Source organism: Agromyces sp. NPDC060279, from assembly GCF_042726785.1.
In the GTDB taxonomy this organism is placed as follows: domain Bacteria; phylum Actinomycetota; class Actinomycetes; order Actinomycetales; family Microbacteriaceae; genus Agromyces.
In genome coordinates, this window is sequence record NZ_JBHXBK010000003.1 from 274931 (window position 1) to 300331 (window position 25401).

Consider the following 25401-nt stretch of genomic DNA (forward strand, 5'->3'; position numbering starts at 1 on the left):
CCGCTTCGACTCCCCCGCCGGGCCGATCCCGCCCGACGCGCCGCACTGGAACCGCCAGCGGCACTCGCAGATGCCGTCCCACCGCTACCTAGACGTCACCCAGCGGGTGGAAGTCCCGCTCCGCGATCGCGAGTGGCCGGGTCGCCGGCTCACCGCAGCCCCGCTCTGGGTGCCCGTCGATCTCCGCGACGGCAACCAGGCGCTCGCCGAGCCGATGGACCCCGCACGCAAACGCCGCTTCTTCGAGCTCATGGTGGCGATGGGCTACACCGAGATCGAGGTCGGCTACCCCTCTGCCTCGCAGACCGACTACGACTTCGTGCGCCTCATCGCCGAGTCCGAGCTCGCCCCGGAGCACGTCACGATCGTGGTGTTCACCCCGGCGCGGCGCGACCTCATCGAGCGCACCGTGGACTCGATCCGAGGCATCCGGAACCCCGTCGTCATCCACCTCTACACCGCGACCGCCCCGATCTGGCGCGACGTCGTGCTCGGCCGCGACCGGGCCGAGCTGCTCGAGCTCATCCTCGCGGGCGGCCGCGATGTGCTCGAGTTCGCGGGCGCGCTGCCGAATGTGCGCTTCGAGTTCTCCCCCGAAGTGTTCAACCTCACCGAACCCGACTATGCGCTCGAGGTATGCGACGCGGTGACGCAACTGTGGGACGCGAACCCCGAACGGCCCGTCATCCTGAACCTGCCGGCGACCGTCGAGATCGCGACGCCGAACGTCTACGCCGACCAGATCGAGTACATGGACCGGCACCTGGCCAGGCGCGACGGCGTCATCCTCTCGGTGCATCCTCACAACGACCGGGGCACCGGCGTGGCCTGCGCGGAGCTCGCCGTGCTCGCCGGGGCCCAACGCGTGGAGGGATGCCTCTTCGGCAACGGCGAGCGCACCGGCAACGTCGACCTCGTCACCCTCGCCCTCAACCTGCACGCACAGGGCGTCGACCCGATGATCGACTTCTCCGAGCTGGACGAGATCCGCCGCACGGTGGAGCACTGCAACCGGATCGAGGTGCACCCGAGGCATCCGTACGCCGGCGACCTCGTGCACACCGCGTTCAGCGGCACGCACCAGGACGCCATCAGGAAGGGCTTCGCCGAGCACCGCGCGAGAGCGGCCGCCGAGGGCCGGTCCGAGCGCGAGATCGCCTGGCGGGTGCCGTACCTCCCGGTCGACCCCGCGGACCTCGGCCGCAGCTACGACGCGGTGATCCGGGTGAACTCGCAGTCCGGCAAGGGCGGCACCGCGTACCTGCTCGAGCGGGAGTTCGGCCTCGAGCTGCCGAGACGACTGCAGATCGACTTCGCTCGGCATGTGCAACGCGTCGCGGACGAATCGGGCGACGAACTCGACGCCGAGCGCCTCTGGTCGCTCTTCGACGCGGTGTACCTCGGCGGAGCGACGACGCCGAGTGCACGGGCGGTTGCGCTCCACGGATTCGAGATCGACGAGACCGACGGGGTGCGCCGGACTCGGATCGTGCTGGAGCGGGACGGGACCCGCACCGAGCATGTCGCCGAGGAGGTCGGGCCGGTCGAGGCGCTCGTCACGGCGCTCGCCGGACTCGGGATCGCGGTGGAGGTGATCGGGCTGCACCAGACCAACCTCAGCGAGGGCACAGGCAGCGACGCCCTCAGCCTGCTCGAGTTCCGGCATCCCGACGGCGCCCGCTGGGCGGCTGGACGGGCCGCCTCCGTGGTGGGCGCCAGCTTGGCGGCGGTCGTGCTCGCGGCGAACTCCATTGCGGACGAGCTCGCCCGCGTCTGAGATCGCGCGCCTCCGGACGGAGCGCGCGGCCACCGTCGGCGTGCTCGGGGGTTCGGACCGGGCGGGACGTCCCGCCCGGTCCACCCCTCAGAGCCGGAAGCCGAGCGCGAGCGAGGCGCCGGACGGCCCCGCGGTGTGGCCGCCGTCGACGACGAGCTCCGCTCCGGTCGTGTAGCTGGTGCGGTCGCTCAGGAGATAGACCACGGCCCCCACCAGCTCCTCCGGTTCGCCGACTCGCCCCATGGCCGCGGGCGGATAGCCACCCTCGCCCAGCGTGACCCCGGTCGGCGCGGTCATCGGCGTGAAGATGACGCCGGGGTGCACCGAGTTGACCCGGATCCGCTCAGCCGCGAGCTCCACCGCTGCGACCTTGGAGAGCCCCCGCACCGCCCACTTCGCCGCTCCGTAGGAGCCCGAGGCCGCCATGCCGACCATCCCGGCGATGGAGGAGATGTTCACGATCGATCCGCCGCCGGCGCGACGCATCGCCGGGACCACGTGCTGCATGCCGAGCTGCACGCCGACGAGGTTCGTCTCGATGACTCGGCGGAACGAGTCGAGGGTCTCGTCGACGACCGGGACCCCGGGCGCACTGATCCCGGCGTTGTTCACGAGACCGTGCAGCGCACCGTACTCCCCCTCGGCGACGGCGACGGCCTCGGCCCAGGACTCGGGCTGCGTCACGTCGAGGCGCACGAAGCGCGCACGCTCACCGAGTTCGTCCGCAACGGCCTGCCCCTGCTCCTCGAGCAGGTCGCCGATGACGACCGAGCCGCCGGCCGCGACGATCCCTCGCGCGTATACCTCGCCCAGCCCCCGAGCGCCGCCGCTCACGATGACCACTTTCGATTCGAGTTCCAACTCGCATCCGCTCTGTTCAGCGACGCTCCGCCCCAGTCGGGGGTCGATTGGTCGCCCTCCCATGCTGACACAGCCGGGATGCCACGCCATCACCACGAAGCGCATGCGCTGGAGGCCGTGTGTGCGTTCCTGCCCGCAGGAGGTCGCCATTTGGAATGCCATGAATGCGACGGGAGCGCTCGGCCGCTCAGCCGTGGTGCGGCCGCCCCTCGCAGTCCGCCGCGTCGACCCAGTCGCCGTCGCCCACTTCGACCTCGAGCTCGGCGGTCATCGCCGCGCTCGGGATCACTGCCACTTCGACGGAACCGGGCTCGAGCACGTTCGCCTCGCTCGAGCAGATCGCCACGATCGTCCACGCCGCGTCCTCACCGCGGTCGAACGCGTACGAGGCGGACAGGCCGACGCGCGGCGAAGCATCCTGAATGAGCAGCTGCACCTCGTCGCCGACGGCACCGGTCAAGCGGTCGAGCGACGCCCCCAGGAGCTCCGACGGCGTGAGCTCGGGTTCAGGCGCGCAGCCCGCCACCGCGAGGGTCGCGGCGATCGCGACGACCGCTGCGACCCTCGGGGTGGTGCGGCGCGCGCTCAGCGCGTGCCGCACGCGATCCGCGTGGCGTAGGGGTTGAACGCGGTCAGGGTGCCGCTCGTCTTGGTGGTGACGACCCCGTGCGCGGACTCGGACTTGCGGACCTGGTAGCTGTACTTCGTCCCCATCTTGCGCGCCTTCCAGCTCGTGTTCGCCGGCAGGGCCGGCGATGAGCAGGCGACCGTGGTCGAGATCGAGCCGCCGGCGCCGATGCTGAGCCCGGACGCGACTGCGCCGCGCGTCACCCCGAGGCTCAACTGGATGTCGCGCGAAGCGCTCTTGCCACTCGTGATGGTGCAGGTGCCACCCGCCGAGCGGATCAGACACGAACCGATCACTTGCGAACCGATCTGATTCGTCGACTTCTTGACGTTGATGATCTGGAAGCTCTGGATCGCCTGCGCCGCGGTGGTGCCCGTGAAGGTCAACCCGAACGCCGCAACCACCGCGGTGAGCCCCATGAGGAGCGTCTTCTTCGACATCTGCACTGATCTCCTGACTCTGCGACCCGATCGCCTTCTGGACCGGGTTCGCTCTGTTTCTAATGCATATTCACCCCCAGCTCAATCACCTCGGGTGTTTCTACCTCTCTTTCCTGCGCGAGAGAGACGCAGGAGCGCCACTTCCGTGACGATTCACCCCAGCCGCATCGTCGTGACGCAGCTCGCCGCATCGAGAGCGGACGTATCGACCGTCGCCGTCGACGCCCCGCCGGCGGCGTCCTCGATCCGCACCTCGATCTGCGCACCCCGGGGCAGCCAGAGGCCGATGAAGCCGTTGTCGAAGCTCGTGCGCACGTCGTCGAGGACCGTCTCCCCCGTCGCCGCGTCGACCGCGACGACGCGGAACTCCTCGTTGGGAAGCTCGCCGAGGCAGGTGGTGAGGCTGTGGAAGACGCAGTCGTGGGTCTGCGAGCGGTACGGGGCGATCGAGACGTAGAACTCCTCGGGCATCGGCAGCGCGAGCTCCCGGTCGGCGTCGGAGAGCACGAGCACGTCCGGGCGCACGGAGGCGAGCAATCCGGTGGGACGCTCGTCGACCGGCAGCGCGTCGAGGCGGTCGATGATCTGGCGGGGCCCCAGCCCCTCCAGTCCGTGGTCGGCGAACAGTCCGCCGGGGTCGGCCGACGCCCCGGCGGCACTGCTCGGGCCGGACGTCGGGGCGGGCACGCCGGTGGACGGCAGGCAGGCGGCGAGCGCGAGCACTCCAGCGAGCGCTGCGGCGAGCGCGAGCAGCGCGCGGCGGGCGGGACGGAGATCGGGACGGGCGGTGGACGGCATGGGGATTCCTTCGAACGAGTGCGGGGTACGGAGAGCGCGGAGCGCGGCGAACGGTCGCCGTCGTGCGGGAGCACGGCGCGACGACAGCTGGGACCGCAGTCCGGTCAGGTCCGGCTGATCGAGAGGAGGAGCCGCAGGGGCACGGTCGGGTGCACCACCACCGCGGCGGCCCGCGCCGGGACCCTGCTCGGCGCGACGACGGCGGCGAGGCCGGGCCATCTGGGCGGCGCAGCGAGCAGGAGTGTGAGCAGGAGCAGGGCCGGCACGCAGGCCGCCGCGACTCCCACGGCGGAGTCGCCGCCGGGGCACGCCGGGCAGTGCGGCGCAGGGTCGCTGGCCGGTGCGCTCACGAGCGCGAGCGAGCTCGGCTCCGCCGCGGGCGCGGAGGCACCGGTGCCGTGTTCCGCCGCGGGCGCGGAGGCACCGGTGCCGTGTTCCGCCGCGACAGCGCTGTCTCCGGCGGACAGCGCCGCAGTGCCGTGCCCGCCGGTGAGCGCGTGCATGGCGAGCAGTCCGACGAGCACGACCAGTACGAGCGCACCAGCGCCGACCACCGCAGCGGCTCGAGCGATCGGCCCTCGCGATCGCGAGCACGGCCGGCGGGGGAACCACACCCCGTCAGTCTAGGCCGGGCTCCGGTCACGGACTCGTGACGCACGAGCGGATGCCGGTAGCGTCGACGACCAGGCGCACCGCAGCGCGCGACGAAGGGTGGGAGCGATGGAGCACGTCGACACGATCGTGATCGGGGCCGGGGTGTCCGGGCTGACGGCGGCCAGGCTGCTCGCCCGGGCGGGGCGGCGGGTGCTCGTGCTCGAGGCTCGCGAGCGGGTCGGCGGCCGCGTGCGGACCGAGCGGAGCGACGGTGTGAGCACCGATCTCGGGGCCTCCTGGATCCACGGGGTGACGGGGAGCGCGGTGGCCGAGGCCGCGGAAGCCTTCGGCATGCGCACCGTGGAGTTCACGGTCGGCGGCTATCAGCCGGACAGCCGCCCGATCGCCTACTACGGGCCGGACGGGCGGCGCCTCGACGACGCCGAGGCCCGAGCGTTCGCCGACGACGTTCGCGCGGTGGACGCGGCGCTCCTCCTGGCGGTCGCCGACTCGGCACCGGAGGCCTCGTACCGCGACGTCACCGAGTCAGCCCTCGCCGCGCAGGACTGGGAGCCGGAGCGGGCCCAGCGGGTGCGCGAATACCTGGAGCACCGGAGCGAGGAGCAGTACGGCGCGTGGATCGAGGATCTCGCGGCGCACGGGCTCGACGACGACTCGATCGACGGCGACGAAGTCGTCTTCCCCGACGGCTACGACGTCCTGCCGGCCCGCTTGGCGGAGGGGCTCGACGTGCGCCTCGGGCACGTGGTGACCGACGTCGAGTGGGGCGAAGGCGGCGTGGAGGTGCGCTGCGGCGCCACGCGGTTCGCGGCGGACACCGCCATCGTGACCGTTCCCGTCGGCGTACTGAAGTCGGACGGGCTCCGCTTCGCACCACCGCTGCCCGAGCCGGTGTCCGGCGCCCTTGGCCGGCTCGAGATGAACGCGTTCGAGAAGGTGTTCCTGAGCTTTCCGACGAAGTTCTGGGACGAGGGCGTCTACGCCATCCGCCAGCAGGGCCCCGAGGGGCGCTGGTGGCATTCCTGGTACGACCTCACCGCGCTGCACGGCGTGCCGACCCTGCTCACCTTCGCCGCGGGGCCCGCCGCCGAGGCGACGCGCTCCTGGAGCGACGAGGCGCTCGTCGCGGATGTGCTCGCGCAACTGCGCCGGCTCTACGGCGAGCGCGTGCCGCAGCCCACGCGACTGCACCGCACGGCGTGGCAGGACGACCCCTTCGCCCGTGGCTCGTACGCCTACATGACGCTGGGGTCGACGACCGCCGACCACGAGCTGCTCGCCACCCCGATCGGCGGGGTGCTGCACCTCGCGGGCGAGGCGACGTGGACGGACGACCCGGCCACCGTCCCGGCGGCGATGTACTCGGGCCACCGCGCCGCCGAACGGGTGCTCGGACGCCCGGTGCCGATCTCCGGCGCCTGGAGCGACTGAGCAGCAGCGGCGCGCGGCTCAGGCCTCGTCGCCGTCGAACTCCGCTCGCGCGTCGAGGATGGCCCGGTGGTGCTCCGCCGCCCACGCGGCGAGCGCGATCGCGGGTTCGGAAAGGGAACGGCCGAGCGGCGTGACGGCGTACTCGACCCGCGGCGGGATCTCGGCGTAGCTCGTGCGTGAGACGAGTCCGTCGCGCTGCAGACTGCGCAGCGTCTGGGTGAGCATGCGGTGCGAGATGCCGTCGACGCGGCGCTGGATCTCGGTGAAGCGCAGCGGCCCGTCGTGCAGGAGCCCGATGACGAGCAGGCTCCATTTGTCGCCGACGCGGGCGAGGATCTCGCGGATGACCCTGCTGGCCGGGTTGTCGGTGCTGCACGAGGCGGCGCCCTCGCCGTCCACCGGCAGCGGCGGGAGGCGCAGTGTGCGGGAGTCCGTCGGAGCGCTCATGTTCACCCTTCTGCGATCGGCCCGGACGGAAGGCTCACGGTGTTACGCACCGAGAGGTGCGTGACGCACGGAGAAGTGCCGGGTCCGCATCCATTACAGTACCTGATCGTGCGTTACACACGATCAGTAACTATTAGGGAGTTCCTCGCATGATCATCGCCCTCTGGGTCATCACCGGCCTGCTCGCCGCACTCTTCGTCATGGCCGGCTCGATGAAGGCCGTGACGCCGTACGAGCGCGTGCACGAGCGCATGGCCTGGGTCGAGGAGGTGACCGCCCCGCAGCTGAAGACGATCGGCATCGTCGAGGTGATCGGCGCGATCGGCCTGGTCCTGCCGGCGGCGACGGGCGTCGCGCCGTGGCTCACCCCCGTCGCCGCCTTCGCGCTCGCCGTCATGATGGTCGTCGCGGTCGCGCTGCACGTGCGCCGGCGCGAGCCGTTCGCGCCGAGCCTCGTGCTCGGCGTGGCGGCCCTCCTGGTCGGCATCGGCTGGGTCGCCTTCGGGTGAGCGGTCTTCGGTCGAGCTGCGGGCGCACGGCGCGCGCGTAGCATCCTCGGCCGGCATCGGCCACCCCCTCGTCGCGTCCGGCCGCCTGCCGCAGAGTGGAGTCATCCCCCAGCGGGACCCTGACCATCGACGAAAGGACGGACGGATGACGCAGCTCAGCGGACAGCGCGTGGCCTTCCTCGCCACCGACGGATTCGAGGACAGTGAGCTCACGAGCCCGTGGGAGGCGGTGACGGGCGCCGGAGCCACCGCGACGATGGTCGCCCCGGACGCCTCGGAGATCACCGGCAAGAAGGGGCACGTGCAGCGCGTCGACGTGCAGGCCGGCACGGCGAGCGCCGACGACTTCGATGCGCTCGTGCTCCCCGGCGGCGTGGTGAACGCCGACCACCTGCGGCTCGACCGCGACTCGATCGGATTCGCGCGCGCCTTCTTCGAGCAGCACAAGCCGGTCGGCGTGATCTGCCACGGCGCCTGGATCCTCATCGAGGCCGGCGTCGTCGACGGGCGCACGATCACGAGCTACCCGAGCCTCGCCACCGACCTCAAGAACGCGGGGGCGAACTGGGTCGACGAGGAGGTCGTCGTCGACCAGGGCCTGGTGTCGAGCCGGACCCCCGACGACCTGCCCGCCTTCAACGCGAAGGTCGTGGAGGAGATCGGCGAGGGCACTCACGCGGGCCAGACGGCCTGAGCCCGGAGCCGGACGCCCCGCGGATCCTCGATCCGGCGGGGCGTTCGCCGTGTCAGCGGTAGAAGCCCTCGCGGAGGTTGATGCCGTGCTCGACCCAGGCCTTGAGGGCCGCGAGCATGCCGGTCCAGCCCTCGCAGTTGCCGAAGGCGTGCTTCGCACCGCCCTCGGTGAGCTTCCACGCCGACTCGGTGATCGTCACGAGCGTGCGGGTGTCGTCGTCGATGGGCTCGAACTCGAAGGTGGTGCGCGTGGCGACGGCGTCGTCGTCGGCCGTGCCCGGCGCGGCATCCCACTCGATCACGATGCGTCGCGGCGGCTCTGCCTCGATCACGCGAACCGGGAAGCGGCCCGGGAAGTCCGCGAAGTCCCAGCTGACCTCGGCACCGGCCTCGAGCCGGCCGCGCGCGCCGCCGGTCGTGAAGTAGTGCGAGAGCTGCGCGGGATCGGCGACGGCTTCGTAGACCTCGGCGTACGGTCTCGCGACCCGTCCCGACACGGTGAAGGCGAGTCGTTGCAGGGCGGCATCCTCATTCATGTTGTAGTTTTATCACATGTCGCAGCACGCCGGAACCCCCGCAGCGGACGACGACGCCGTGTTCAAGGCGCTCGCCGCACCCGTGCGACGACGGATGCTCGACGCCCTGCGCGAGTCCTCGCTGACGACCGGGGCCCTCTGCGCCCGCTTCCCCGAGCTCGACCGCACCACCGTGCTGCAGCACCTGCGCGTGCTCGAGGAGGCCGAGCTCGTCACCGGCCGCAAGATCGGGCGGGAACGCCACCTCGCCCTCGCTCCCCTGCCGATCAAGCGCATCCACGACCGCTGGATCAGCGGCTACATGGCGGCCGCGGTCGAACTGCTCGAGCAGCTGCAGCCGCTCGGCCGCGGGACCGACTCATCCGCGTGAGCGGGAGAGATCGCGGTACCGCGCAGGCGACTCGCCGTAGCGGAGCTTGAACGAACGGGAGAAGTGCGCGGGGTCGGCGAAGCCGTACCGGCGGCTGATCTCGGCCACCGCGAGGTGCGCCTGCGTCGGATCGCGCAGGTCCTGCGCGCATTTGCTGAGCCGGAGCTGGCGGATCCAGCCCGCGACCGAGACGCCGCGTTTCTGGAACATGGCATACAGCCGCCGCTTCGAGAGGTAGAACTCGGTCGCGATGCCGTCGGGGGTAAGCGCGGGATCGTCGAGGTGCCGCTCGATCCAGCTGCAGACCTGCCGGAACATCAGATCGGACCGGGATCGGCCGTGCGCCCGTTGGAGGAGATGGGCCCCGAGCAGCGTGCCGACGAGATGGCGCACGCTCATCGCCGCGCGCGGACCGACCCCGAGCAGCTCGAGATTCGTCGCGAGCTGGCTGAGGAACGGCACGACCAGGGCGCCCACGCCGCTGCGCCCGGAGACGGTGACGGCCGCGATGCTCGTGATGTCGTCCCGGGTGAACTCGAGCGAATCCATCGGGAACGAGACCACGAGCGCCCGCGAGTCCTCGTGGAACCCGGTGCGGTACGGGGTCTGCGATTCGAAGACCGCGAGATCGCCCACCATCAGCTGCGCGGTGCGCGAGCGCTGGCGCACGTACCCGGAGCCGGCCAGCACGAGCGCCAGGACGAGCCGGGGCGCCGCGTCGGGATCCACCTCGGCCCACTCCCGCGCGGTCTCGTGCGGCGCGGCGACGATCTCAGTGAACTCGATGCCGTCGCACACGCAATGCCGGATTCGTGCCGCGTATCCCGACGGCTCGGGCGCCGAGATCCGCATCGGCGCGGGATGCTCCGCAAGACGGGATGCCAACTGCGGCAGCGTGTAGGTCACGGACCGCAGCCCCGGCGTTGCGAGCTCTGGCATGCGGCGCACCTCCCGTTTCCCGTTCGCGGCTTCGAATGGCATTCATGCTAAGCGACCCGAGATTGCCTCATCCGACCGAGGGATTGGCTCTGCGTGCCGTTTTCTTGTCAGGGGCGGTCATGGCATTGCCACCCCGTGCCGAAACGCTGGCGCGGCGCGGAGCGCGGCCACCTCGTGAGCCAGGCTCTCCTCGAACGCACTGGGTGTTCGACCTCGGTTGAATACCAGACTCGAGAGGAGAACGATGAGGTTCACACATCCCGCGATCGGGGCGGGCGCGGCGACCGCGGCCGTGCTCGTCGCACTGACGTCGTGCAGCAGCGGCGCCCCGGCCCCGACGACGTCCGAGCTGCGGCTCGGCATCATCGGCAGCGCAGACGACACCGCCACCCCGTACACGCCCACGCAGTCGACCTCGCAGTTCGCCCTCCGAGAGCACGTGTACGACGGCCTCACCTACGCCGAGGCCGACGGCACGGTCGTCATGGCCCTCGCCGAGTCGATGGAGCCGAACGCCGACCTCACCGAGTGGACGATCGCGGTCCGGCCCGGCGTCGTCGCGCACGACGGCTCCGCGTTCGACGCCGACGACGTCGTCTCGAGCATCCGCGAGATCCTCGACCCCGAGACCTCCGCCTCGGGCGCCCGGCTGCTCGACTTCATCGACCCCGCGCGCATCACCAAGGTCGACGAGCTCACGGTCACGCTCGGCCTGAACCGTCCCACAGCGCTCGTGCCGGACGTGTTCTCGAACGAACGCGTCGTCATGCGCGCCGACGGCGCCGACGGCGAGCCGGTCGGCACCGGACCGTTCACGCTCGACGAGTTCACGCCGGGCCAGCAGGCCAGCCTCACCCGATTCGACGACTTCTGGGGCGACGCGCCGGCCTACGAGCACCTCACGATCCGCTTCTTCCAGGACCAGCAGGCCGTCACCAACGCCCTGCGCGGCGGCCAGATCGACATCGCCGACCACGTGCCGTTCTCCGAGGTCGAGAGCCTCGAGGGCGAGGACGACCTCGAACTGCTGATCAGCGACACGAACGCGGCGCCGACGCTGTCGTTCCGGCGCGACCTCCCGCCCTTCGACGACGACCGCGTCTACGAGGCGATGCGACTCATCCTCGACCGCGAACAGTTCGTCACGAACGCGTTCAACGGCTTCGCGACGGTCGGCACGGACGCCCTCGGGCCGGTCCCGGGATGCCCCGCACCGGACTTCGCGGCGCCGGAGCCCGATCCCGAGCGGGCGAAGGCGCTGCTCGCCGAGGCCGGGCAGAGCGGGCTGAGCTTCGAGCTCGTCACCGACGGCGCCGACGCCGGCATGGCCGAGAGCGCCCAGCTCTTCGCGCAGCAGGCGGCCGAGGCGGGCGTCACGGTCGAGGTGCGCCAGATGGACGTGGCGTCGTTCCTCGCGAAGTGGGGCGAGTGGCCCGCCTACATCGGTGCGATCGGCGGGCCGTACTCGACCGCGGCCCGCAACTACTACCTGCCCGGCCAGTCGAACAACGCGACCCACTTCGACGACCCCGAGTACACCGCCCTCGCCGACGAGTACGCCTCGATCGTGCAGCCCGAGGAGCGCTGCGACGTCGCGGCGAAGATGCAGCGGATCGCGGCGGAGCACGGCGGCAACCTCATGCCGGCGCTCTCGCAGAACGTCACCGCCTACCGTGCCGGCATCACCGGCCTCGAAGACAACGTGTACGGCCGGACCGGCTACCGGCTGCGCCACGTCGCGCTCGGCTGACACCCGCCATGCCCGCCACGGTCTCGATCCTCGTCGCCCCCACCCGCTTCGGTCGGGGGCGGCGAGGCCCCGCACGGACGATCCTGCTCACGGTCGCCCAAGGCGTGCTCACGCTGTTCCTCGTGTCGCTGCTGATCTTCGTCGTGACGCAGGCGATGCCCGGCGACGTGGCCGCCGTCATCCTGGGATCCGACGCGACACCGGAGTCGCTCGCGGCGCTGCGCGCCCAGCTGGGGCTCGACCGTCCGCTCTGGGAGCAGTATCTGTCGTGGCTGCTCGGCGTCCTCCACGGCGACTTCGGCGTCTCACTCGCCAACCGCGAGGCCGTCCCGGTCGCGGAGCTCATCGCACCGAGGCTCAGCAACTCGGTCGCCCTGGCCGGCGTCTCCCTCGTGGTGATGCTCCCCCTCGCGGTGGTCATCGGGGTGGTCGCCGCGCGATTCCGGGACAGCCTGTTCGATCGGGCCTTCCTCGCCGTCTCGATGGTCGTGAACGCCACGCCGGAGTTCGTCATCGGCATGGTGCTCATCACGCTCCTCGGCACCACCGTCTTCCCGGTGCTGCCCCCGGTGGCGCTCATCCCGCCGGGTGCGTCGCCGCTCGCCTATCCGGCGGAGATCACCCTCCCCGTCATCGCGGTGGTGCTGAGCGGCATCGCCTACCTCGGCCGGCTCGTGCGCGTCTCGTTCATCGACGTGCTCGACAGCGAGTACGTGCAGACCGCCACGCTCAAGGGGTTGAGCGAGGCGCGCATCCTCTTCCGGCATGCGCTGCCGAACGCCCTCCCGCCGGTGGTGCCCGCGGCGACGCTCGTCGCGGCGAGCGTGGTCGGCGGCGTCGTCGTCGTCGAGTACCTCTTCGGGTTCAACGGGCTGGGCGGGGCGCTCGTCTCGGCGGTGAACACCCGCAACCTCCCCGTCATCCAAGCGATCGTCCTCATCATCGCGACCGCCTACTTCACCCTGAACCTCGTCGCGGACGCGCTCACCGCGCGCCTGCACCGCACCCGTTGAGGCCCACATGACTGCTGAGACCACCACCGCCGAGGCCCCGGAACCCACGACCGGGCGACGACCGCCCGAGTGGCGCCGCTTCCTCGCCTCGGGCCAGGTGCGCTGGGGCGCCGGGCTGCTCCTGTTCATCACGGCTTTCGCCGCCCTCGGCGGCATCCTGGCGCCCTTCGACCCGGCGGAGCCCGTCGGGCTGCCCTACGAGGACCCCGGCGGCGCGCACCCGCTCGGCACGGACAAGCTCGGCCGCGACGTGCTCTCCCGAGTGCTCGCCGGTGGTGTGCACCTCGCGTGGATGGCCCCGGTCTCGACGGTCATCGCCGTGCTGCTCGGGGCCTTCGTCGGGATGCTCGCCGCCTACTACGGCGGCGTCGTTGACGCGCTGCTCTCGCGGACGCTCGACGTGCTGCTCGCCTTCCCGGGCATCCTGCTCACGCTGCTCTGCGTCGCCATGTTCGGGCCGCAGACCTGGCTCCTCGTCGCCCTGGTCGCGCTCGCGCTGTTCCCCGGCGTCGCCCGGGTGATGCGCGGCACCACCTCGGCGGTGATCGGGCGCGAGTACATCTCGTGGGCGAAGGCCGTCGGCACGCCCGGCATCGTCATCATCGCCCGCGAGATCCTGCCGAACATCACCTCGCCGCTCCTCGTCGAGCTCGGCATCCGGCTCATGTGGTCGGTCGGCATCCTCGCCTCCATGAGCTTCCTCGGCTACGGCATCCAGCCGCCGGCGGCCGACTGGGGCCTGATGGTGAGCGAGAACCGCGACGGACTCGCCAACCAGCCCTTCGCCGTCGTCGCACCGATGCTCATGATCGTGCTCTACACGGTCGCGGGGAACCTGATCGCCGAAGGCAGCGCCCGAGTCCTCGGGCGCACCGAAGGGAGGAAGTGATGCCCGTTCTCAGCGTCACCGGTCTGACCGTCGAGCGGAGCTCGGACGGCGCCGTGATCGTCGACGACGTGAACTTCGAGCTCGACGCCGGCGAGGTGCTCGGCGTCGTGGGCGAGTCCGGGTCCGGCAAGAGCACCATGGCCCTCGCCCTCCTCGGCTTCGCCCGCCGGGGTGCCCGGATCGGAACGGGCTCGGTGATCATCGCCGGCGAAGACCTGCTGCGGCTCGGCGGAGCGTCGCTGCGCTCCGCCCGGCAGCGCCTCGTCGCGTACGTGCCGCAGGACCCCGCCACCGCCCTGAACCCGACGCTCAGCATCCGGACCCAGCTCCTCGAGGGATTGCGCGGCGAGCGCCGCCCCGCCGTCGACCAGGCTCGGGAGGTGCTGCGGGAGGTCGGCCTGCCGGACGACGACGCGTTCCTCGCGCGGCGCCCCCAGCAGCTCTCCGGCGGGCAGCAGCAGCGCATCGCCATCGCGATGGCCGTGATCGCGCGGCCGGCGGTCATCGTGCTCGACGAACCGACCACCGGTCTCGACGTCTCGACCCAGGCGCGGGTGCTCTCGCTCGTGAAGGAGCTCTGCGAAGCGCACCGCATCGCGGCGATCTACGTCAGCCACGACCTCGCCGTCGTCGCCGACGTCGCCGACCAGGTCATCGTCATGTATGGCGGCCAGACGGTGGAGCGGTCGAGCGCGCACTCGGTACTCACCGCGCCGCGTCACCCCTATGCGCGGGCGCTGCTCGACGCCGTCCCGTCACCACGGCTCCGGCAGCAGCTGCGGCCGATCCCCGGGCGCGCGCCGCAGCCCGGGGACTCGAGCGGCGGCTGCGTGTTCCGGGCGCGCTGCGCGTTCGCCGCGCCGGCGTGCGCGGACGCGACTCCCCCGCTCCGCGCTTCGGCGCCCGGGCATCTGGTGCGCTGCATCCGCGACGAGGTGATCGAGGCCGAGCCCCCGGTGCGGCTGCGCGACCGGCCCGATCGGCCGGAGGTGGTCGGCCAGGCACTCGCGCTGGACGCGCGCAACCTCGTGGCCTCCTACGGGGCGCGCGAGGTGCTGCACGGGGTCTCGCTGCAACTGGATCCTGGCCGCTGCCTCGCGGTCGTCGGCGAGTCCGGCAGCGGCAAGACGACGCTCTCCAAATGCCTGATCGGGCTGCACGACGATGTCAGCGGCACGATCGAGCTCCGCGGGCGCCAGCTCGCACTGAGCGCACGGCATCGCGACGCCCTCGCCCGGCGGCAGTTGCAGTACGTGTTCCAGAACCCGTACGGCTCGCTGAACCCCAGGCGCAGCGTCCGGCAGAGCCTGTCGGTCGCCGCTCCCGGCGGGGCCGGCCGGCGCGTGCTGCGGCAGCGCCTGCGCGAGTCCCTCGAGCGGGTCGAGCTCCCCGAGCGGGTGCTCGACGCGTACCCCGCCGATCTGTCCGGCGGCCAACGGCAGCGCGTCGCGATCGCCCGCGCACTGCTCGCCGACCCCGCCGTGCTGCTCTGCGACGAGGTGACGAGTGCGCTCGACGTCTCCGTGCAGGCCTCCGTCATCGAGCTGCTCCGCGCGCTGCTCGACGACGGACTGGCGATGGTGTTCGTCACCCACGACCTCGCGGTCGTGCGCAGCATCGCCGATGACGTGCTCGTGCTGAGCGACGGGCACGTCGTCGAGCGCGGCGAGGTCGGCGCCGTGCTCGATCGGCCCGTGCACCCCTACACCCAGTCCCTGCTGAGGGACACCCTCGAACTCCCCGCCGCTTCGGCGGGCTGAGGGCCGCGCAGCCCTCCTCCCCGCGCCCACCCGGGCGCACCATCCACGACAAGGAGATCCGAATGGCACTGATCGACGAGCTGTTGAACCGCGACATCCCGATGTACAACTTCCGCTGGACGAGTGAGGCGAACGAGGACGAGTCGGGCGGGCGGGAGCGGCCCCGCAACATCGTCAGCGTCGGCGAGCTGGCGAGCACGCAGACGTACCCCGAGAGCCGACTGCACATGACCTTCGCCTGGATCACCGAGATCGACGAGGAGACCCACTGGGCCGACGAGCACACCCACGACTACGACGAGATCCTGACCTGGACCGGCAACGACCCGGCGAACCCCCACGATCTCGGTGCAGAGATCTACATCGAGATCGAGGGCGAACGCCGGCACACCTCGACGTCCGGCTCGATCTACATCCCCGCCGGGGTGCGGCACTGCCCGCTCGGGTTCGTCCGCGTCGACCGCCCGTTCACGTGGCACGCGATCTCGCTCGCGCCGCACTACCGCTCGCAGAGCGCCTGAGACCGAGTCTCGAGCATCGGACGGGGTCGCCGGAGCGCACGGCGGCCCCGACGCCACCGCGCCGGCGGACGAGCCGCACGGTCTCGATTGGTATTCCACGCGTAGCGCAAACGAACCAAACCCCATCTCGCCCGCGCGCTACTGATAGAGTCAGGCCGCCGCCCTTGGTCGCCCAGCCGTCAGCTGCAAGGTCATCGGAGCGGGAATCGCTTTTGCAGAGAAGGAACCACGAGACCCATGATCACCACCCGACGTCGCCGCTTCGGCGCCGCGTTCGCCAGCACGCTCATCGCCGCAGCCCTCGCGCTCGGCTCCGCGATGCCCGCACAGGCCAACCCGGCCTACCGGGGCAAGGACCCGCAGAGCAGCGGCTGCAGTGCAGGCTCGTACACGGTCAAGTCCTGGGGGCTCTACAACTCGAAGTACGGCCAGTACCAGGGCACCGCCGAGCTGCGCTACTCACCCAAGTGCGGCACCAACTGGATTCGGGTGACGAGCAACGTCGCGGGCAACGAGGTGCGGGGCGAGATCATCACGAACTACGGCGCCTCCGGCGCCTACCGGCAGGGCTCCGGCATCGTCATCAACCGAGTACGCACCGACTGGTCGACGATGATCGAAGCGCCGGGCAGCGCCTGCGTGTACGTCTCCGCCAGCATCACGGACATCCGCAGCGGCCGCGTCGAAGGGCGCCTGGCCACGCAGACCGTCTGCTGACGCGCTGATGGGGAACGGCCCTTGCCTCGCCCTCGCGGCCGAGGCAGGGGTCGTTCCCGTCTGCGCACTCAGTTCTGCAGGTGGATCTGCTGCCCCGTGATCAACGGGTAGTCGACCAGCGTGCGCCCGTCGAGGTCCTCCTTGTGCAGGTCCACCGCGGTGATCTGACTGTTCTCGTAGGTGGTGTAGTAGTAGATCCCCTTGTCGGTGTTGCAGCACGAGGAGTAGATGGTGATCTCGAACTTGCCCGGCGCGACCTCGACGCACCCTCGTTGCTGCGCGACGGAACCGAGGATGTGGAAGAACTGACTGATCGACTCCGACTCGGACTCCCCCGCCACCGAGTTCAGCTTGGTGAACGCGGCCTTGACGAAACGAGATGACGACGAGAGATCCCCGGGCAGGCCGAGAGCGCCCATGCCGCGGCTGTAGACGTCGAAGTGCAGTTCGTCGGAGAAGTGCGGCTCGGGCGGCAGCTTCGAGAGGTGCAGGTAGTTGTTCAGGTTGAACGACTGGATGTCGAACGTGGGGTTGTTCGTGAGCACCCCGATGGGGTTGGCATAGACCTTCAGCCCCTCGGCGACGCTCTCGACGGTGATCGACGCCGATCGATCGGCGATGATCCAGTGCAGCGGTGAGAGCGGAAACGCCTCGCTGAACGAGATGTCGACGAGGCTGATCGTCGCCAGGGCGGCCTTGACCTCTTCGACGGTCTCGAACTGCCCGAGGACCCACGGGATGAACTCGAACGGCGTGACGTTCGTTTTGTCGTGCGCCTCCGGCGCGTAGCGGGCGTTCTGCGGGAAGTTGAGCCCCGCCATGCTGAGGCCCCGCTCGTTCGTCGCGTCGTAGTACAGGGGGTAGCCGTCCGCGATCGTCGCCATCCCGATGATCGCGTGGTGCGTGCGCAGGGGCTCCGTTCTGCGGAATTCGAACGAGAAGTTCCGCGGCGTCACGGTGACCGTCTCGTGGTACGAGAACTCCAGATCCAGATTCCGCCCGAAGTAATGGTCGCGAGTGGTGTAGCTGACCCCTGTGCACATGTCGCCCTCCGATGTGAGTGGTACACCCGGCATAGTGGGCGCCACCCTACGCGCGGAGGGTGCAGCCGGCCAGGGGTGGACGGCGCGCGATGGGGCGCGTACACAGGAGCGACCTTGCCTCGTCCGAGGCTCCGGCGCTCAGGGTGATTCCGGGCAAGAGAATAGCCCCGGAAACTCGTGCGAGATTCCGGGGCTACATTGGTCGGGCTGACAGGATTTGAACCTGCGACCCCTTGACCCCCAGTCAAGTGCGCTACCAAGCTGCGCCACAGCCCGATGCTCCGGCGATTCCGCCGAGGCAACTTGACCATCATAGCGGGTTCCGGAGGCCCCTTCGTGCACACCCGGCCGAGGCATCCTGAGAGGGCCCCCGCGGGCCCACCGCTGACGCTGTCGGCCCCACCCGTTAGCGTGACGGCATGGCCACCGTGATTCCGACGACGCATCCGAGCCTCACCGTCATCCCCGCCGACGAGACGCCCTTCGCCGACGTCGAGGCGGTGTTCGGCACCAAGGGCGACCCGGCCACCTGCTGGTGCCAGTGGTACAAGATCCCCGGCCGCGACTGGCGCGAGGTCGGCGCAGAGACGCTCCACGACCGACTCGAGGCGCAGCTCGCGGCCGACGAGCCGGGGCCCGGGCTGCTCGCCTACGACGGCGAGACGCCGGTCGGCTGGTGCGCCGTGGAGCCACGCCCGGCCCTCTCGCGGGTCGCCCGCAGCACGATCGTGCGCACCGGCACGGCCCAGCCTGAGCTCGACGACGAGCGCGTCTGGGCGGTCAGCTGCTTCGTGGTGCCCCGCGCGTACCGGCGCCGCGGCGTGGGTGCCGCCCTCGCCGCGGCGGCCGTCGCCTACGCACGCGAGCATGGCGCCCGGGTCCTGGAGGCCTACGCCGTCGACCCGAGCGCGAAGGCCACGGTGTCGGCGGCCGAGCTCTTCCACGGCACGGTGTCGATGTTCGCGGGGGCCGGCTTCAGCGAGGTGGGTCGCCCCTCGCCGAGCCGCGCGGTCATGCAGCTCGAGTTCTGACGAGCGAGGGGCGCATGACGTCAGAGGGCGCATGACGTCAGCGGGCGCGCCGGCGTCAGCGCCCTTCGATCCGCACCCCCTTGATGCGCGACGTCTCGCCACGCACGATCACGACGTCGCGGCGCGGCACCCCGAAGTGCGCGGCGAGCGCCTGGATCACGCCGGCGTTCGCCGCACCGTCCACGGCCCGCTCGCGCACGAACACGGTGAGCGCCGCCGCCGGATCATCCGGCGACGGCTCCACGAGCGGACCCTTGCGACTGCCGGGCTTCACCCGGACCACGAGTTCCATGGGCGTGCGGACTCAGCGACGACGCGTCAGCGACCGGGAACAGCGCTGCGGCTCAGCGCCGCTGGCGCTTCTCCCGCACCCGCATGTTCACGACGATCGGGCTGCCCTCGAAGCCGTAGATCTCGCGCAGGCGCCGCTGGATGAGCCGGCGGTAGCCCGGGTCGAGGAACCCGGTCGTGAACAGCACGAACGTCGGCGGCCGGGTCGAGACCTGGGTGCCGAACAGGATGCGGGGCTGCTTACCGCCGCGCACGGGGTGCGGATGCTCCTGCGTGAGCTCCGTGAGGAAGGCGTTGAACTTGCCCGTCGGAATGCGGGTGTCCCACGACTCGAGCGCGGTCTCGAGCGCCGGCACGAGCTTCTCGAGGTGCCGGCCGGTGCGCGCCGAGATGTTCACTCGCGGCGCCCAGGCGACGTGGTGCAGGTCCTGCTCGATCTCGCGCTCGAGGTAGCGGCGGCGGTCGTCGTCGAGCAGGTCCCACTTGTTGTAGGCGAGCACGAGCGCGCGGCCCGACTCGAGCACGAGGTCGATGATGCGCACGTCCTGCTCGGAGATCGGCTGCGAGACGTCGAGCACGACGATCGCGACTTCGGCCTTCTCGAGCGCGGCCTGGGTGCGCAGGGAGGCGTAGAAGTCGGCGCCCTGCTGCAGATGCACGCGACGGCGGATGCCCGCGGTGTCGACGAAGCGCCACACCTTGCCGGCGAGCTCGATCTGCTCGTCGACCGGATCGCGCGTGGTGCCGGCGAGCTCGTTGACGACGACGCGCTCCTCGCGGGCGGTCTTGTTCAGCAGGCTCGACTTGCCGACGTTCGGGCGGCCGACGATGGCGACGCGGCGGGGTCCGCCGATCTCCTGCTTCGCGACGGCCGAGACCTCGGGCAGCACCTTGAAGACCGACTCGAGCAGGTCGGCGACGCCGCGCCCGTGCAGCGCGGAGACGGGGTGCGGCTCGCCGAGGCCCAGGTTCCACAGCGCGGCGGCCTCGGGCTCCTGGCGGGCGTCGTCGACCTTGTTCGCGACGAGGAAGACGGGCTTCTTCGTCTTGCGCAGCAGGCGCACGACGTGCTCGTCGGTCGAGGTGGCGCCGACGGTCGCGTCGACGACGAAGAGCACCACGTCGCTGAGGTCGATCGCGACCTCGGCCTGCGCGGCGACGGAGGCGTCGATGCCCTTGGCGTCGGGCTCCCAGCCGCCGGTGTCGACGAGGGTGAAGCGGCGGTCGAGCCACTCGCCCTTGTACGAGACGCGGTCGCGGGTGACGCCGGGGGTGTCCTCGACGACGGCCTCGCGGCGGCCGAGGATGCGGTTCACGAGCGCCGACTTGCCGACGTTCGGACGGCCGACGATCGCGATGACCGGCAGGGCCGGGAGGTACTGGATGCCCTCCTCGCCCTCCTCGGACAGCTCGAGCAGGTCGAGGTCCTCGTCATCGAGTTCGTACTCGTCGAGGCCGCTGCGGAGGGCCGCGGCCCGCTGCTCGGCAAGGTCGTCGTCGACGTCGGCGAGGCGCTCGGCGAGGTCGTCGTCGTGGGCCTCGAACTCGTCGTCGTGGTCGCTCATGGGGTCTCCTGGAAACGTCGTGGGCGCGATCGCGCGCCCTCTAGTCTGCCGTACCCGAGCTGGGAAGGCCGGATGCCCCGTCAGAACGCCGCCCCCGAAGGGGTCCATCGGGCGAATCGGACGGCCTCAGCGGCCGGCGTCGAGCCCGCGCGCGATGGCGACGGCGTGGCTCCGGCTGCGGGCGCCGAGCTTCGCGAGCACGTTCGAGACGTGGGTCTTCACGGTGGGCACCGAGATGCCGAGCGACTCGGCGAGCTCGGCGTTCGAACGGCCGAGGGCCATGCCGTCGAGCACGTCCCGCTCGCGGCCGGTCAGGCCGACGGCGTCGGGGATGCCCCTGGCCGCCGCATCCGCGCCGCTCTCCGCACCACCGTCCGCCGGCCGGTCCTCCGCCCCGGCTCCGGCGAGCGCTGCGAGCGCCCGCCGGGTGACCCGCGGATCGAGCAGGCCCTCCCCTGCCGCGACCCGGTGCACCGCGTCGACGAGGGTTGCGGCATCCGCCGTCTTCAGCAGGAAGCCGGCCGCGCCGGCGCGGATCGCCCCGAAGACGAGTTCGTCTTCGTCGAAGCTCGTGAGCACGAGCACATCGGCGAGCCCCCGCGCCTGGATCTCCCGGGTGGCGGCGACGCCGCCCATGCCGGGCATCCGGAGGTCCATGAGCACGACGTCGGGGCGCAGCGCCGCGGCGTTCCGCACCGCGGTCTCGCCGTCGGCGGCCTCGCCCACGACGACGAGGCCGTGCGACTCGAGCATGATCCGCAGCGCCTCGCGGATCGCGCCGTGGTCGTCGACGAGGAGCACCCGTGGCGCGCTCATGCCGCCGGCTCCAGCGGGAGGGCGGCGCGCACCGACCAGCCGGCGCCCACCGGTCCGGCGTCGAAGCGCCCGCCGAGCGCCCGAACCCGCTCGGCGAGCATGGCGAGGCCGGAGCCGTTGCCCGGCAGGCTCGGTCGCTCGAGCGGGCGGCCGTCGCGAGAGTCGACCCGCACGAGCAGCCCGCCTGCACCTGTCTCGATCGAGACCGCGACGCGGCCCCCGGCGGCGTGCCGCACGCAGTTCGCGAGCCCCTCCTGCACGACCCGCGCGGCGAGCTGCTCGACGGGGGCGGGAAGCTCGGTCGCGGCGGGGCCGTCGAAGTGGACCTCGAGTCCTGCGCGCCGCGCCGCGTCGACGTAGTCGGCCACCCGGTCGAGCCGCGGCGGCACGACGAGCTCGCCCCCACCGGCTCGGAGCACGGTGATCATGGAGCGGAGCGCCTCGTGCGCCTCGAGGCTCGAGTCGCGCACGGCTCGGAGCGCCGCCCGGTCTCCCCCGCGGTCGGGCGGGACCGACAGCGCCGCCTCCGCGCGGATCGCCATCGCCGAGACGTGCCCGGCGACGAGGTCGTGCAGCTCGCGGGCCATCGCGTCGCGCTCGTGCTGCAGCGCGGTGTCGCGGTCGCGCTCGGCGTGCCGCACGAGCTCGGCGGCCTCTCGCCGGTGCAGCTCGGCGAGCTCGTTCGCCTGCGCCACCGCCGTCGCCCACCAGTAGTCGGTGCCGAGCAGCGCGCCGAGCTGCAGCCCCACGAGCACGGCCATGCGCACCTCGCCGGTCACGACGAGCGTGAGCACGGTGAACGCCGCGATCACGACCCCGCAGCCGATCAGGATGCGCCGTCTGGCCGCCGGCGTCGCGCGCACCGTGACGAGCCAGAGCAGATCGAGCAGGGCGATCAGGCCACCGATGCCGCCGACCGTGAACAGGGAGATCACGCTGATCGTGGCGGCGACGGCGAGTCCCGTGCGCGGCATCCGCTGCTTGAGCGCCACCGCGATGAAGGCGGGGATCGAGACGACGAAGCCCCACCACGGTGAGACCGGCTCCGGCAGCACGCTGAGCGCGTCCCAGACCTGGTTCAGCCCCATGGCGGCCGCGAGCGCGCTGATCGCGGCGATGCCGACGGCGTCGACGAGCGGTCGGTGCTCGCGCACCCAGCGCAGCACCGTCCCGCCGTCGTTCTTCTGCATGCCTCCATCGAAGCATGCCGGGAGCGGGCGCTCCTCCTCCGAAAGGACGAGGCGCCGCTCGGCCCGACTCCGCCCTCCGCCCGATCCGCGCTCACGCCGATCGCGCGAGCCTGGTCGCATGGACCTCCTGACCGACGCGCCGCTCAGCATCACCCTCGCCGTGCTCGCCCTCGTCGACGGCCTCAGCATCGGCACGCTGCTCATCCCGGTGTTCCTGCTGCTCGCCCCGCGGCTGCGCGGCAGTCGGGTGCTGCTCTATCTCGTGACGATCGCGGTGTTCTACCTCGCCGTGGGAATCCTGTTCACGCTGGGCCTCGTGAACCTCGTCGATGTGGCGCAGGGCTTCCTGAGCTCGACGACGGGACTGTGGATCCGGCTCCTCCTCGGCGCCGGGCTCCTCGTCGCCGCCTTCGCGATGCCGACGAACGAGCAGGCGAAGAAGAAGCGGGAGGCCGCAGCGGCCGAGCGCGTGGCGAGCGCCACGAGCGGCGCGGCGCTGCCGGGAGCGGCCGCCGCGACCGCGGGGAGTGCGGATGCCTCGAGCGCGGCGGATGCGCCGGCCGAACCGGGCTCGGGCGGCCGGATCGCGCGCTGGCGCGACCGCCTGCTCGCCGACGGCACCTCGCCCGTCACCGTCATGGCGGTGGCCCTCGGCGCCGGGCTCATCGAGGTCGCGACGATGCTGCCGTACCTCGTGGCGATGGGCATGCTCGCCGAGGCCGAGCTCAGCATGCCGCTCCGATTCGGCGCGCTGGCCGGCTACTGCCTGCTGATGATCGCGCCCGCGCTCGTACTGCTCGTGCTGCGGATCGTCGCGGCGCCCCTCGTGAAGGCGCCGCTGGAGCGGCTCGCCGCGTGGCTGGAGCGCACGGCGAGCGAGAACACGGCGTGGATCCTCGGGATCGTCGGCTTCATCCTCGCCCGCGCGGCCGCCTCGGAGCTCGGGCTGTTCGAGCGGATCCTCTAGCGTTCGTCGGCCGCGCGGATCACCGAGATGACGGCGTCGATCGTCTGGCCGAAGTCGAGCTCGGTCGAGTCGACGAGGGTGACGCCGTCGGCGGCGTTCAGGAAGTCGACGACCTTCGAGTCGGCCTGGTCGCGGGCCCGGAGCTGCGCGCCCGTCGCCGCGGCGTCGTGTCCGGCGAGCTCGGCGGCCCGGCGCGACATCCGCACCTCCTCGCTCGCGGTGAGGAGGATCCGCACCTTCGCGTCGGGCGCGACCACCGTCGTGATGTCGCGGCCCTCGACGACGATGCCGGGGCGGGCCTCCGCCGCGATGATCGCACGGAACAGGCCGATGAGGTGCGCGCGCACTTCGGGAACGCGCGCCACGGCGCTCACGATGCCGGAGATGCGCGGCTCGCGGATCGCCTCGGTGACGTCGTGCTCGCCGACGTGGACCCGGTAGCCGTCGGGGTCGGTGCCGATGCCGTAGTCGAAGGCGTCGAGGGAGCCCACGACCGCGGCCGTGTCCTCCGGGTCGACGTCCGACTGGGCCACGTGCCAGGCGAGCGCGCGGTACGCCGCACCGGTGTCGAGGAAGCCGTAGCCGAGGCGGCGGGCGACCGCCTTCGAGACGCTCGATTTGCCGCTGCCGGCGGGACCGTCGACGGCGACGACGAGGGGGTGCTGCACGGGGATGCCTCCAGGGTTCGGGTGCGATCGGGGGTGTGGACTGCCTGCTCGCTCAGCCGGCGATGCGCCAGCCGCGCGCGGCGAGCTCCTCGCTCAGGCGCTCGGCGGCTTCGGGCACGACCTGCACCTCGGCGAGGCCGACCTGGCGGCCCGGCGAGTGCTCGAGGCGCAGGTCCTCGAGGTTGACACCGATCTCGCCGATCTCGGCGAGCAGGCGGGCGAGCTCGCCCGCGCGGTCGTCGACCATGACGATGACGGTCGTGAAGCGCTTGTCGGTGCCGTGCTTGCCGGGCAGGCGGGAAACGCCCGTGTTGCCCGCGGCGAGCTCCTCGGCGACGCGGCGACGCGCTCCGGGCGCCTGGGGAGCCTCGAGCGCCTCGATGAAGCGGTCGAGGTCGTCGCGCACGGCGACGAGGATGTCGTGCACCGGCTCGGCGTTCGCGCCGAGGATCTGCACCCAGAGGTCGGGGTCGCTCGCCGCGATGCGGGTGACGTCGCGCACGCCCTGGCCGGCCAGGCCGAGCGCGGCGTTCGGCGCGTCGATGAACCGGCGCGCCATGACGCTCGACACCACCTGGGGCACGTGGGAGATGAGCGCGACACCGCGGTCGTGCTCCTCCGGGGTCATCTCGACGAGGGTCGCGCCCAGGTCGAGGATCAGGTCGTCGATCGCGCCGGCACGCTGGTAGCTGATCGCGTCGTGGGCGGCCACGACCCACGGGCGGCCGACGAAGAGGTCGGCGCGGGCCGACAGCGGTCCGCCGCGTTCGCGGCCGGCGAGCGGGTGCGAGCCGATGTACCGGGAGACGTCGGCGCCCTGCTCGACGAGCTCGGCCAGGATGCCGGCCTTCACGCTCGCGACGTCGGTGACGATGGCGTCGGGGTACGCCTCCAGCTCGGCCGCGACGACGCGGGCGGTGACGTCCGGCGGCACCGCGACGACGACGAGCTGCGGGGCGTCGCCCGCGGCGGCCGGGCGCCCGGCGCCGAGGTCGGCCGCGATCGCCACATGCGTCGGCGAGGCGTCGTCGAGGATCACCTCGATGCCGCGCGAGCGGAGCCCCAGGGCGACGCTCGTCCCGAGCAGGCCCGCGCCGACGATCCGGACGGGGCCGGTCAGCCGTGACTCGACCACG

28 protein-coding genes and 1 tRNA gene are annotated in these 25401 nt (G+C 71.7%); 13 read left to right on the plus strand and 16 right to left on the minus strand.

Annotation, left to right across the window (positions count from 1 at the left end; all coding sequences use genetic code 11):
- The first annotated feature begins 70 nt into the window (after positions 1-70).
- A complete protein-coding gene (locus ACFWE1_RS12405) occupies positions 71-1777 on the plus strand; it encodes a 2-isopropylmalate synthase (protein ID WP_376933781.1) in 1707 nt (568 codons plus the stop codon).
- Positions 1778-1864: 87 nt separating this feature from the next.
- Here ACFWE1_RS12405 and ACFWE1_RS12410 read toward each other — a convergent pair whose 3' ends face one another.
- From ACFWE1_RS12410 to ACFWE1_RS12430, 5 genes are all read right to left on the minus strand, one after another.
- Positions 1865-2611, minus strand: coding sequence for an SDR family oxidoreductase (locus tag ACFWE1_RS12410; protein ID WP_376933732.1), 747 nt, complete (start codon positions 2609-2611; stop codon positions 1865-1867).
- 214 nt (positions 2612-2825) lie between these two features.
- Positions 2826-3239, minus strand: coding sequence for a hypothetical protein (locus ACFWE1_RS12415; RefSeq protein ID WP_376933733.1), 414 nt, complete (start codon positions 3237-3239; stop codon positions 2826-2828).
- Positions 3224-3685 (minus strand): hypothetical protein, encoded by a 462-nt coding sequence (locus tag ACFWE1_RS12420; RefSeq protein WP_376933734.1) that lies wholly within the window; start codon positions 3683-3685, stop codon positions 3224-3226. The genes ACFWE1_RS12415 and ACFWE1_RS12420 overlap by 16 nt, the downstream gene beginning before the upstream one ends.
- Before the next feature lie 174 nt (positions 3686-3859).
- Entirely contained in the window at positions 3860-4504 is a 645-nt protein-coding gene (locus ACFWE1_RS12425) for a CueP family metal-binding protein (protein ID WP_376933735.1), read from the minus strand.
- 104 nt (positions 4505-4608) lie between these two features.
- On the minus strand, positions 4609-5058 hold the full coding sequence (locus ACFWE1_RS12430) for a hypothetical protein (protein WP_376933736.1): 450 nt from the start codon (positions 5056-5058) through the stop codon (positions 4609-4611).
- Positions 5059-5224: 166 nt separating this feature from the next.
- Here ACFWE1_RS12430 and ACFWE1_RS12435 point away from each other — a divergent pair, with 166 nt between their 5' ends.
- Entirely contained in the window at positions 5225-6550 is a 1326-nt protein-coding gene (locus ACFWE1_RS12435; protein WP_376933737.1) for a flavin monoamine oxidase family protein, read from the plus strand.
- Positions 6551-6568: 18 nt separating this feature from the next.
- On the opposite strand, the gene ACFWE1_RS12440 is transcribed toward ACFWE1_RS12435, so the two are convergent.
- Complete coding sequence (locus ACFWE1_RS12440) at positions 6569-6997, minus strand: winged helix-turn-helix transcriptional regulator (RefSeq protein ID WP_376933738.1); 429 nt, start codon at positions 6995-6997, stop codon at positions 6569-6571.
- Positions 6998-7146: 149 nt separating this feature from the next.
- Here ACFWE1_RS12440 and ACFWE1_RS12445 point away from each other — a divergent pair, with 149 nt between their 5' ends.
- A complete protein-coding gene (locus ACFWE1_RS12445) occupies positions 7147-7506 on the plus strand; it encodes a DoxX family protein (protein WP_376933739.1) in 360 nt (119 codons plus the stop codon).
- A 145-nt stretch (positions 7507-7651) separates the two neighbouring features.
- Positions 7652-8200 carry a type 1 glutamine amidotransferase domain-containing protein gene (locus tag ACFWE1_RS12450; protein WP_376933740.1) on the plus strand — a complete coding sequence of 183 codons (549 nt, stop codon included), beginning with the start codon at positions 7652-7654 and terminating at the stop codon, positions 8198-8200.
- 52 nt (positions 8201-8252) lie between these two features.
- On the opposite strand, the gene ACFWE1_RS12455 is transcribed toward ACFWE1_RS12450, so the two are convergent.
- Complete coding sequence (locus ACFWE1_RS12455) at positions 8253-8735, minus strand: SRPBCC family protein (RefSeq protein WP_376933741.1); 483 nt, start codon at positions 8733-8735, stop codon at positions 8253-8255.
- A 16-nt stretch (positions 8736-8751) separates the two neighbouring features.
- Between ACFWE1_RS12455 and ACFWE1_RS12460 the strand changes: the two genes are divergently transcribed.
- On the plus strand, positions 8752-9105 hold the full coding sequence (locus ACFWE1_RS12460; RefSeq protein WP_376933742.1) for an ArsR/SmtB family transcription factor: 354 nt from the start codon (positions 8752-8754) through the stop codon (positions 9103-9105).
- Here ACFWE1_RS12460 and ACFWE1_RS12465 read toward each other — a convergent pair.
- Positions 9094-10044, minus strand: a complete 951-nt coding sequence (locus ACFWE1_RS12465; protein ID WP_376933743.1) for a helix-turn-helix domain-containing protein — start codon at positions 10042-10044, stop codon at positions 9094-9096. The two genes, ACFWE1_RS12460 and ACFWE1_RS12465, sit on opposite strands and share 12 nt — an antisense overlap.
- Positions 10045-10288: 244 nt before the next feature.
- Between ACFWE1_RS12465 and ACFWE1_RS12470 the strand changes: the two genes are divergently transcribed.
- The 6 genes from ACFWE1_RS12470 (at position 10289) to ACFWE1_RS12495 (ending at position 16694) form a co-directional block, all read left to right on the plus strand.
- Positions 10289-11794 (plus strand): ABC transporter substrate-binding protein, encoded by a 1506-nt coding sequence (locus ACFWE1_RS12470; RefSeq protein ID WP_376933744.1) that lies wholly within the window; start codon positions 10289-10291, stop codon positions 11792-11794.
- Positions 11795-11802: 8 nt separating this feature from the next.
- Complete coding sequence (locus ACFWE1_RS12475; protein WP_376933745.1) at positions 11803-12807, plus strand: ABC transporter permease; 1005 nt, start codon at positions 11803-11805, stop codon at positions 12805-12807.
- Positions 12808-12814: 7 nt separating this feature from the next.
- Entirely contained in the window at positions 12815-13696 is an 882-nt protein-coding gene (locus tag ACFWE1_RS12480; RefSeq protein WP_376933746.1) for an ABC transporter permease, read from the plus strand.
- On the plus strand, positions 13696-15456 hold the full coding sequence (locus ACFWE1_RS12485) for an ABC transporter ATP-binding protein (protein WP_376933747.1): 1761 nt from the start codon (positions 13696-13698) through the stop codon (positions 15454-15456). Before ACFWE1_RS12480 ends, ACFWE1_RS12485 begins: the two co-directional genes overlap by 1 nt.
- Positions 15457-15518: 62 nt before the next feature.
- On the plus strand, positions 15519-15977 hold the full coding sequence (locus ACFWE1_RS12490) for a hypothetical protein (RefSeq protein ID WP_376933748.1): 459 nt from the start codon (positions 15519-15521) through the stop codon (positions 15975-15977).
- A gap of 237 nt (positions 15978-16214) precedes the next feature.
- Complete coding sequence (locus ACFWE1_RS12495; protein WP_376933749.1) at positions 16215-16694, plus strand: DUF2690 domain-containing protein; 480 nt, start codon at positions 16215-16217, stop codon at positions 16692-16694.
- 68 nt (positions 16695-16762) lie between these two features.
- Here ACFWE1_RS12495 and bsh read toward each other — a convergent pair whose 3' ends face one another.
- Both bsh and ACFWE1_RS12505 read right to left on the minus strand, forming a co-directional pair.
- Positions 16763-17737, minus strand: coding sequence for a choloylglycine hydrolase (gene bsh, locus ACFWE1_RS12500; protein ID WP_376933750.1), 975 nt, complete (start codon positions 17735-17737; stop codon positions 16763-16765).
- A gap of 199 nt (positions 17738-17936) precedes the next feature.
- A tRNA-Pro gene (locus tag ACFWE1_RS12505) sits at positions 17937-18013 on the minus strand.
- A 143-nt stretch (positions 18014-18156) separates the two neighbouring features.
- On the opposite strand from ACFWE1_RS12505, the gene ACFWE1_RS12510 reads away from it, so the two are divergent.
- Positions 18157-18768 (plus strand): GNAT family N-acetyltransferase, encoded by a 612-nt coding sequence (locus tag ACFWE1_RS12510; protein WP_376933751.1) that lies wholly within the window; start codon positions 18157-18159, stop codon positions 18766-18768.
- Between the two features lie 55 nt (positions 18769-18823).
- On the opposite strand, the gene ACFWE1_RS12515 is transcribed toward ACFWE1_RS12510, so the two are convergent.
- The 4 genes from ACFWE1_RS12515 to ACFWE1_RS12530 form a co-directional block, all read right to left on the minus strand.
- Complete coding sequence (locus ACFWE1_RS12515; protein ID WP_376933752.1) at positions 18824-19060, minus strand: DUF167 domain-containing protein; 237 nt, start codon at positions 19058-19060, stop codon at positions 18824-18826.
- Positions 19061-19112: 52 nt separating this feature from the next.
- On the minus strand, positions 19113-20624 hold the full coding sequence (gene der, locus ACFWE1_RS12520) for a ribosome biogenesis GTPase Der (protein WP_376933753.1): 1512 nt from the start codon (positions 20622-20624) through the stop codon (positions 19113-19115).
- A gap of 126 nt (positions 20625-20750) precedes the next feature.
- Entirely contained in the window at positions 20751-21440 is a 690-nt protein-coding gene (locus ACFWE1_RS12525) for a response regulator (protein ID WP_376933754.1), read from the minus strand.
- Complete coding sequence (locus ACFWE1_RS12530) at positions 21437-22630, minus strand: sensor histidine kinase (RefSeq protein WP_376933755.1); 1194 nt, start codon at positions 22628-22630, stop codon at positions 21437-21439. The genes ACFWE1_RS12525 and ACFWE1_RS12530 overlap by 4 nt, the downstream gene beginning before the upstream one ends.
- 118 nt (positions 22631-22748) lie before the next feature.
- On the opposite strand from ACFWE1_RS12530, the gene ACFWE1_RS12535 reads away from it, so the two are divergent.
- Positions 22749-23597: a GAP family protein gene (locus tag ACFWE1_RS12535; RefSeq protein WP_376933756.1), complete on the plus strand. Its 849-nt coding sequence runs from the start codon at positions 22749-22751 to the stop codon at positions 23595-23597.
- Here the strand turns inward: ACFWE1_RS12535 and cmk are convergent.
- Complete coding sequence (gene cmk, locus ACFWE1_RS12540) at positions 23594-24265, minus strand: (d)CMP kinase (protein ID WP_376933757.1); 672 nt, start codon at positions 24263-24265, stop codon at positions 23594-23596. The genes ACFWE1_RS12535 and cmk overlap by 4 nt on opposite strands.
- 52 nt (positions 24266-24317) lie before the next feature.
- Positions 24318-25400, minus strand: a complete 1083-nt coding sequence (locus ACFWE1_RS12545; RefSeq protein ID WP_376933758.1) for a prephenate dehydrogenase — start codon at positions 25398-25400, stop codon at positions 24318-24320.
- Position 25401: the final 1 nt, after the last annotated feature.

Coding starts and splice junctions, on each gene's coding strand:
- ACFWE1_RS12405 (WP_376933781.1), top strand. CDS start 71: ATGCCGTCCCACCGCTACCTAGACGTCACCCAGCGGGTGGAAGTCCCG.
- ACFWE1_RS12420 (WP_376933734.1), bottom strand. CDS start 3,685: ATGGGGCTCACCGCGGTGGTTGCGGCGTTCGGGTTGACCTTCACGGGC.
- ACFWE1_RS12425 (WP_376933735.1), bottom strand. CDS start 4,504: ATGCCGTCCACCGCCCGTCCCGATCTCCGTCCCGCCCGCCGCGCGCTG.
- ACFWE1_RS12435 (WP_376933737.1), top strand. CDS start 5,225: ATGGAGCACGTCGACACGATCGTGATCGGGGCCGGGGTGTCCGGGCTG.
- ACFWE1_RS12440 (WP_376933738.1), bottom strand. CDS start 6,997: ATGAGCGCTCCGACGGACTCCCGCACACTGCGCCTCCCGCCGCTGCCG.
- ACFWE1_RS12445 (WP_376933739.1), top strand. CDS start 7,147: ATGATCATCGCCCTCTGGGTCATCACCGGCCTGCTCGCCGCACTCTTC.
- ACFWE1_RS12450 (WP_376933740.1), top strand. CDS start 7,652: ATGACGCAGCTCAGCGGACAGCGCGTGGCCTTCCTCGCCACCGACGGA.
- ACFWE1_RS12455 (WP_376933741.1), bottom strand. CDS start 8,735: ATGAATGAGGATGCCGCCCTGCAACGACTCGCCTTCACCGTGTCGGGA.
- ACFWE1_RS12460 (WP_376933742.1), top strand. CDS start 8,752: ATGTCGCAGCACGCCGGAACCCCCGCAGCGGACGACGACGCCGTGTTC.
- ACFWE1_RS12465 (WP_376933743.1), bottom strand. CDS start 10,044: ATGCCAGAGCTCGCAACGCCGGGGCTGCGGTCCGTGACCTACACGCTG.
- ACFWE1_RS12470 (WP_376933744.1), top strand. CDS start 10,289: ATGAGGTTCACACATCCCGCGATCGGGGCGGGCGCGGCGACCGCGGCC.
- ACFWE1_RS12475 (WP_376933745.1), top strand. CDS start 11,803: ATGCCCGCCACGGTCTCGATCCTCGTCGCCCCCACCCGCTTCGGTCGG.
- ACFWE1_RS12480 (WP_376933746.1), top strand. CDS start 12,815: ATGACTGCTGAGACCACCACCGCCGAGGCCCCGGAACCCACGACCGGG.
- ACFWE1_RS12485 (WP_376933747.1), top strand. CDS start 13,696: ATGCCCGTTCTCAGCGTCACCGGTCTGACCGTCGAGCGGAGCTCGGAC.
- ACFWE1_RS12490 (WP_376933748.1), top strand. CDS start 15,519: ATGGCACTGATCGACGAGCTGTTGAACCGCGACATCCCGATGTACAAC.
- ACFWE1_RS12495 (WP_376933749.1), top strand. CDS start 16,215: ATGATCACCACCCGACGTCGCCGCTTCGGCGCCGCGTTCGCCAGCACG.
- bsh (WP_376933750.1), bottom strand. CDS start 17,737: ATGTGCACAGGGGTCAGCTACACCACTCGCGACCATTACTTCGGGCGG.
- ACFWE1_RS12510 (WP_376933751.1), top strand. CDS start 18,157: ATGGCCACCGTGATTCCGACGACGCATCCGAGCCTCACCGTCATCCCC.
- ACFWE1_RS12515 (WP_376933752.1), bottom strand. CDS start 19,060: ATGGAACTCGTGGTCCGGGTGAAGCCCGGCAGTCGCAAGGGTCCGCTC.
- der (WP_376933753.1), bottom strand. CDS start 20,624: ATGAGCGACCACGACGACGAGTTCGAGGCCCACGACGACGACCTCGCC.
- ACFWE1_RS12525 (WP_376933754.1), bottom strand. CDS start 21,440: ATGAGCGCGCCACGGGTGCTCCTCGTCGACGACCACGGCGCGATCCGC.
- ACFWE1_RS12530 (WP_376933755.1), bottom strand. CDS start 22,630: ATGCAGAAGAACGACGGCGGGACGGTGCTGCGCTGGGTGCGCGAGCAC.
- ACFWE1_RS12535 (WP_376933756.1), top strand. CDS start 22,749: ATGGACCTCCTGACCGACGCGCCGCTCAGCATCACCCTCGCCGTGCTC.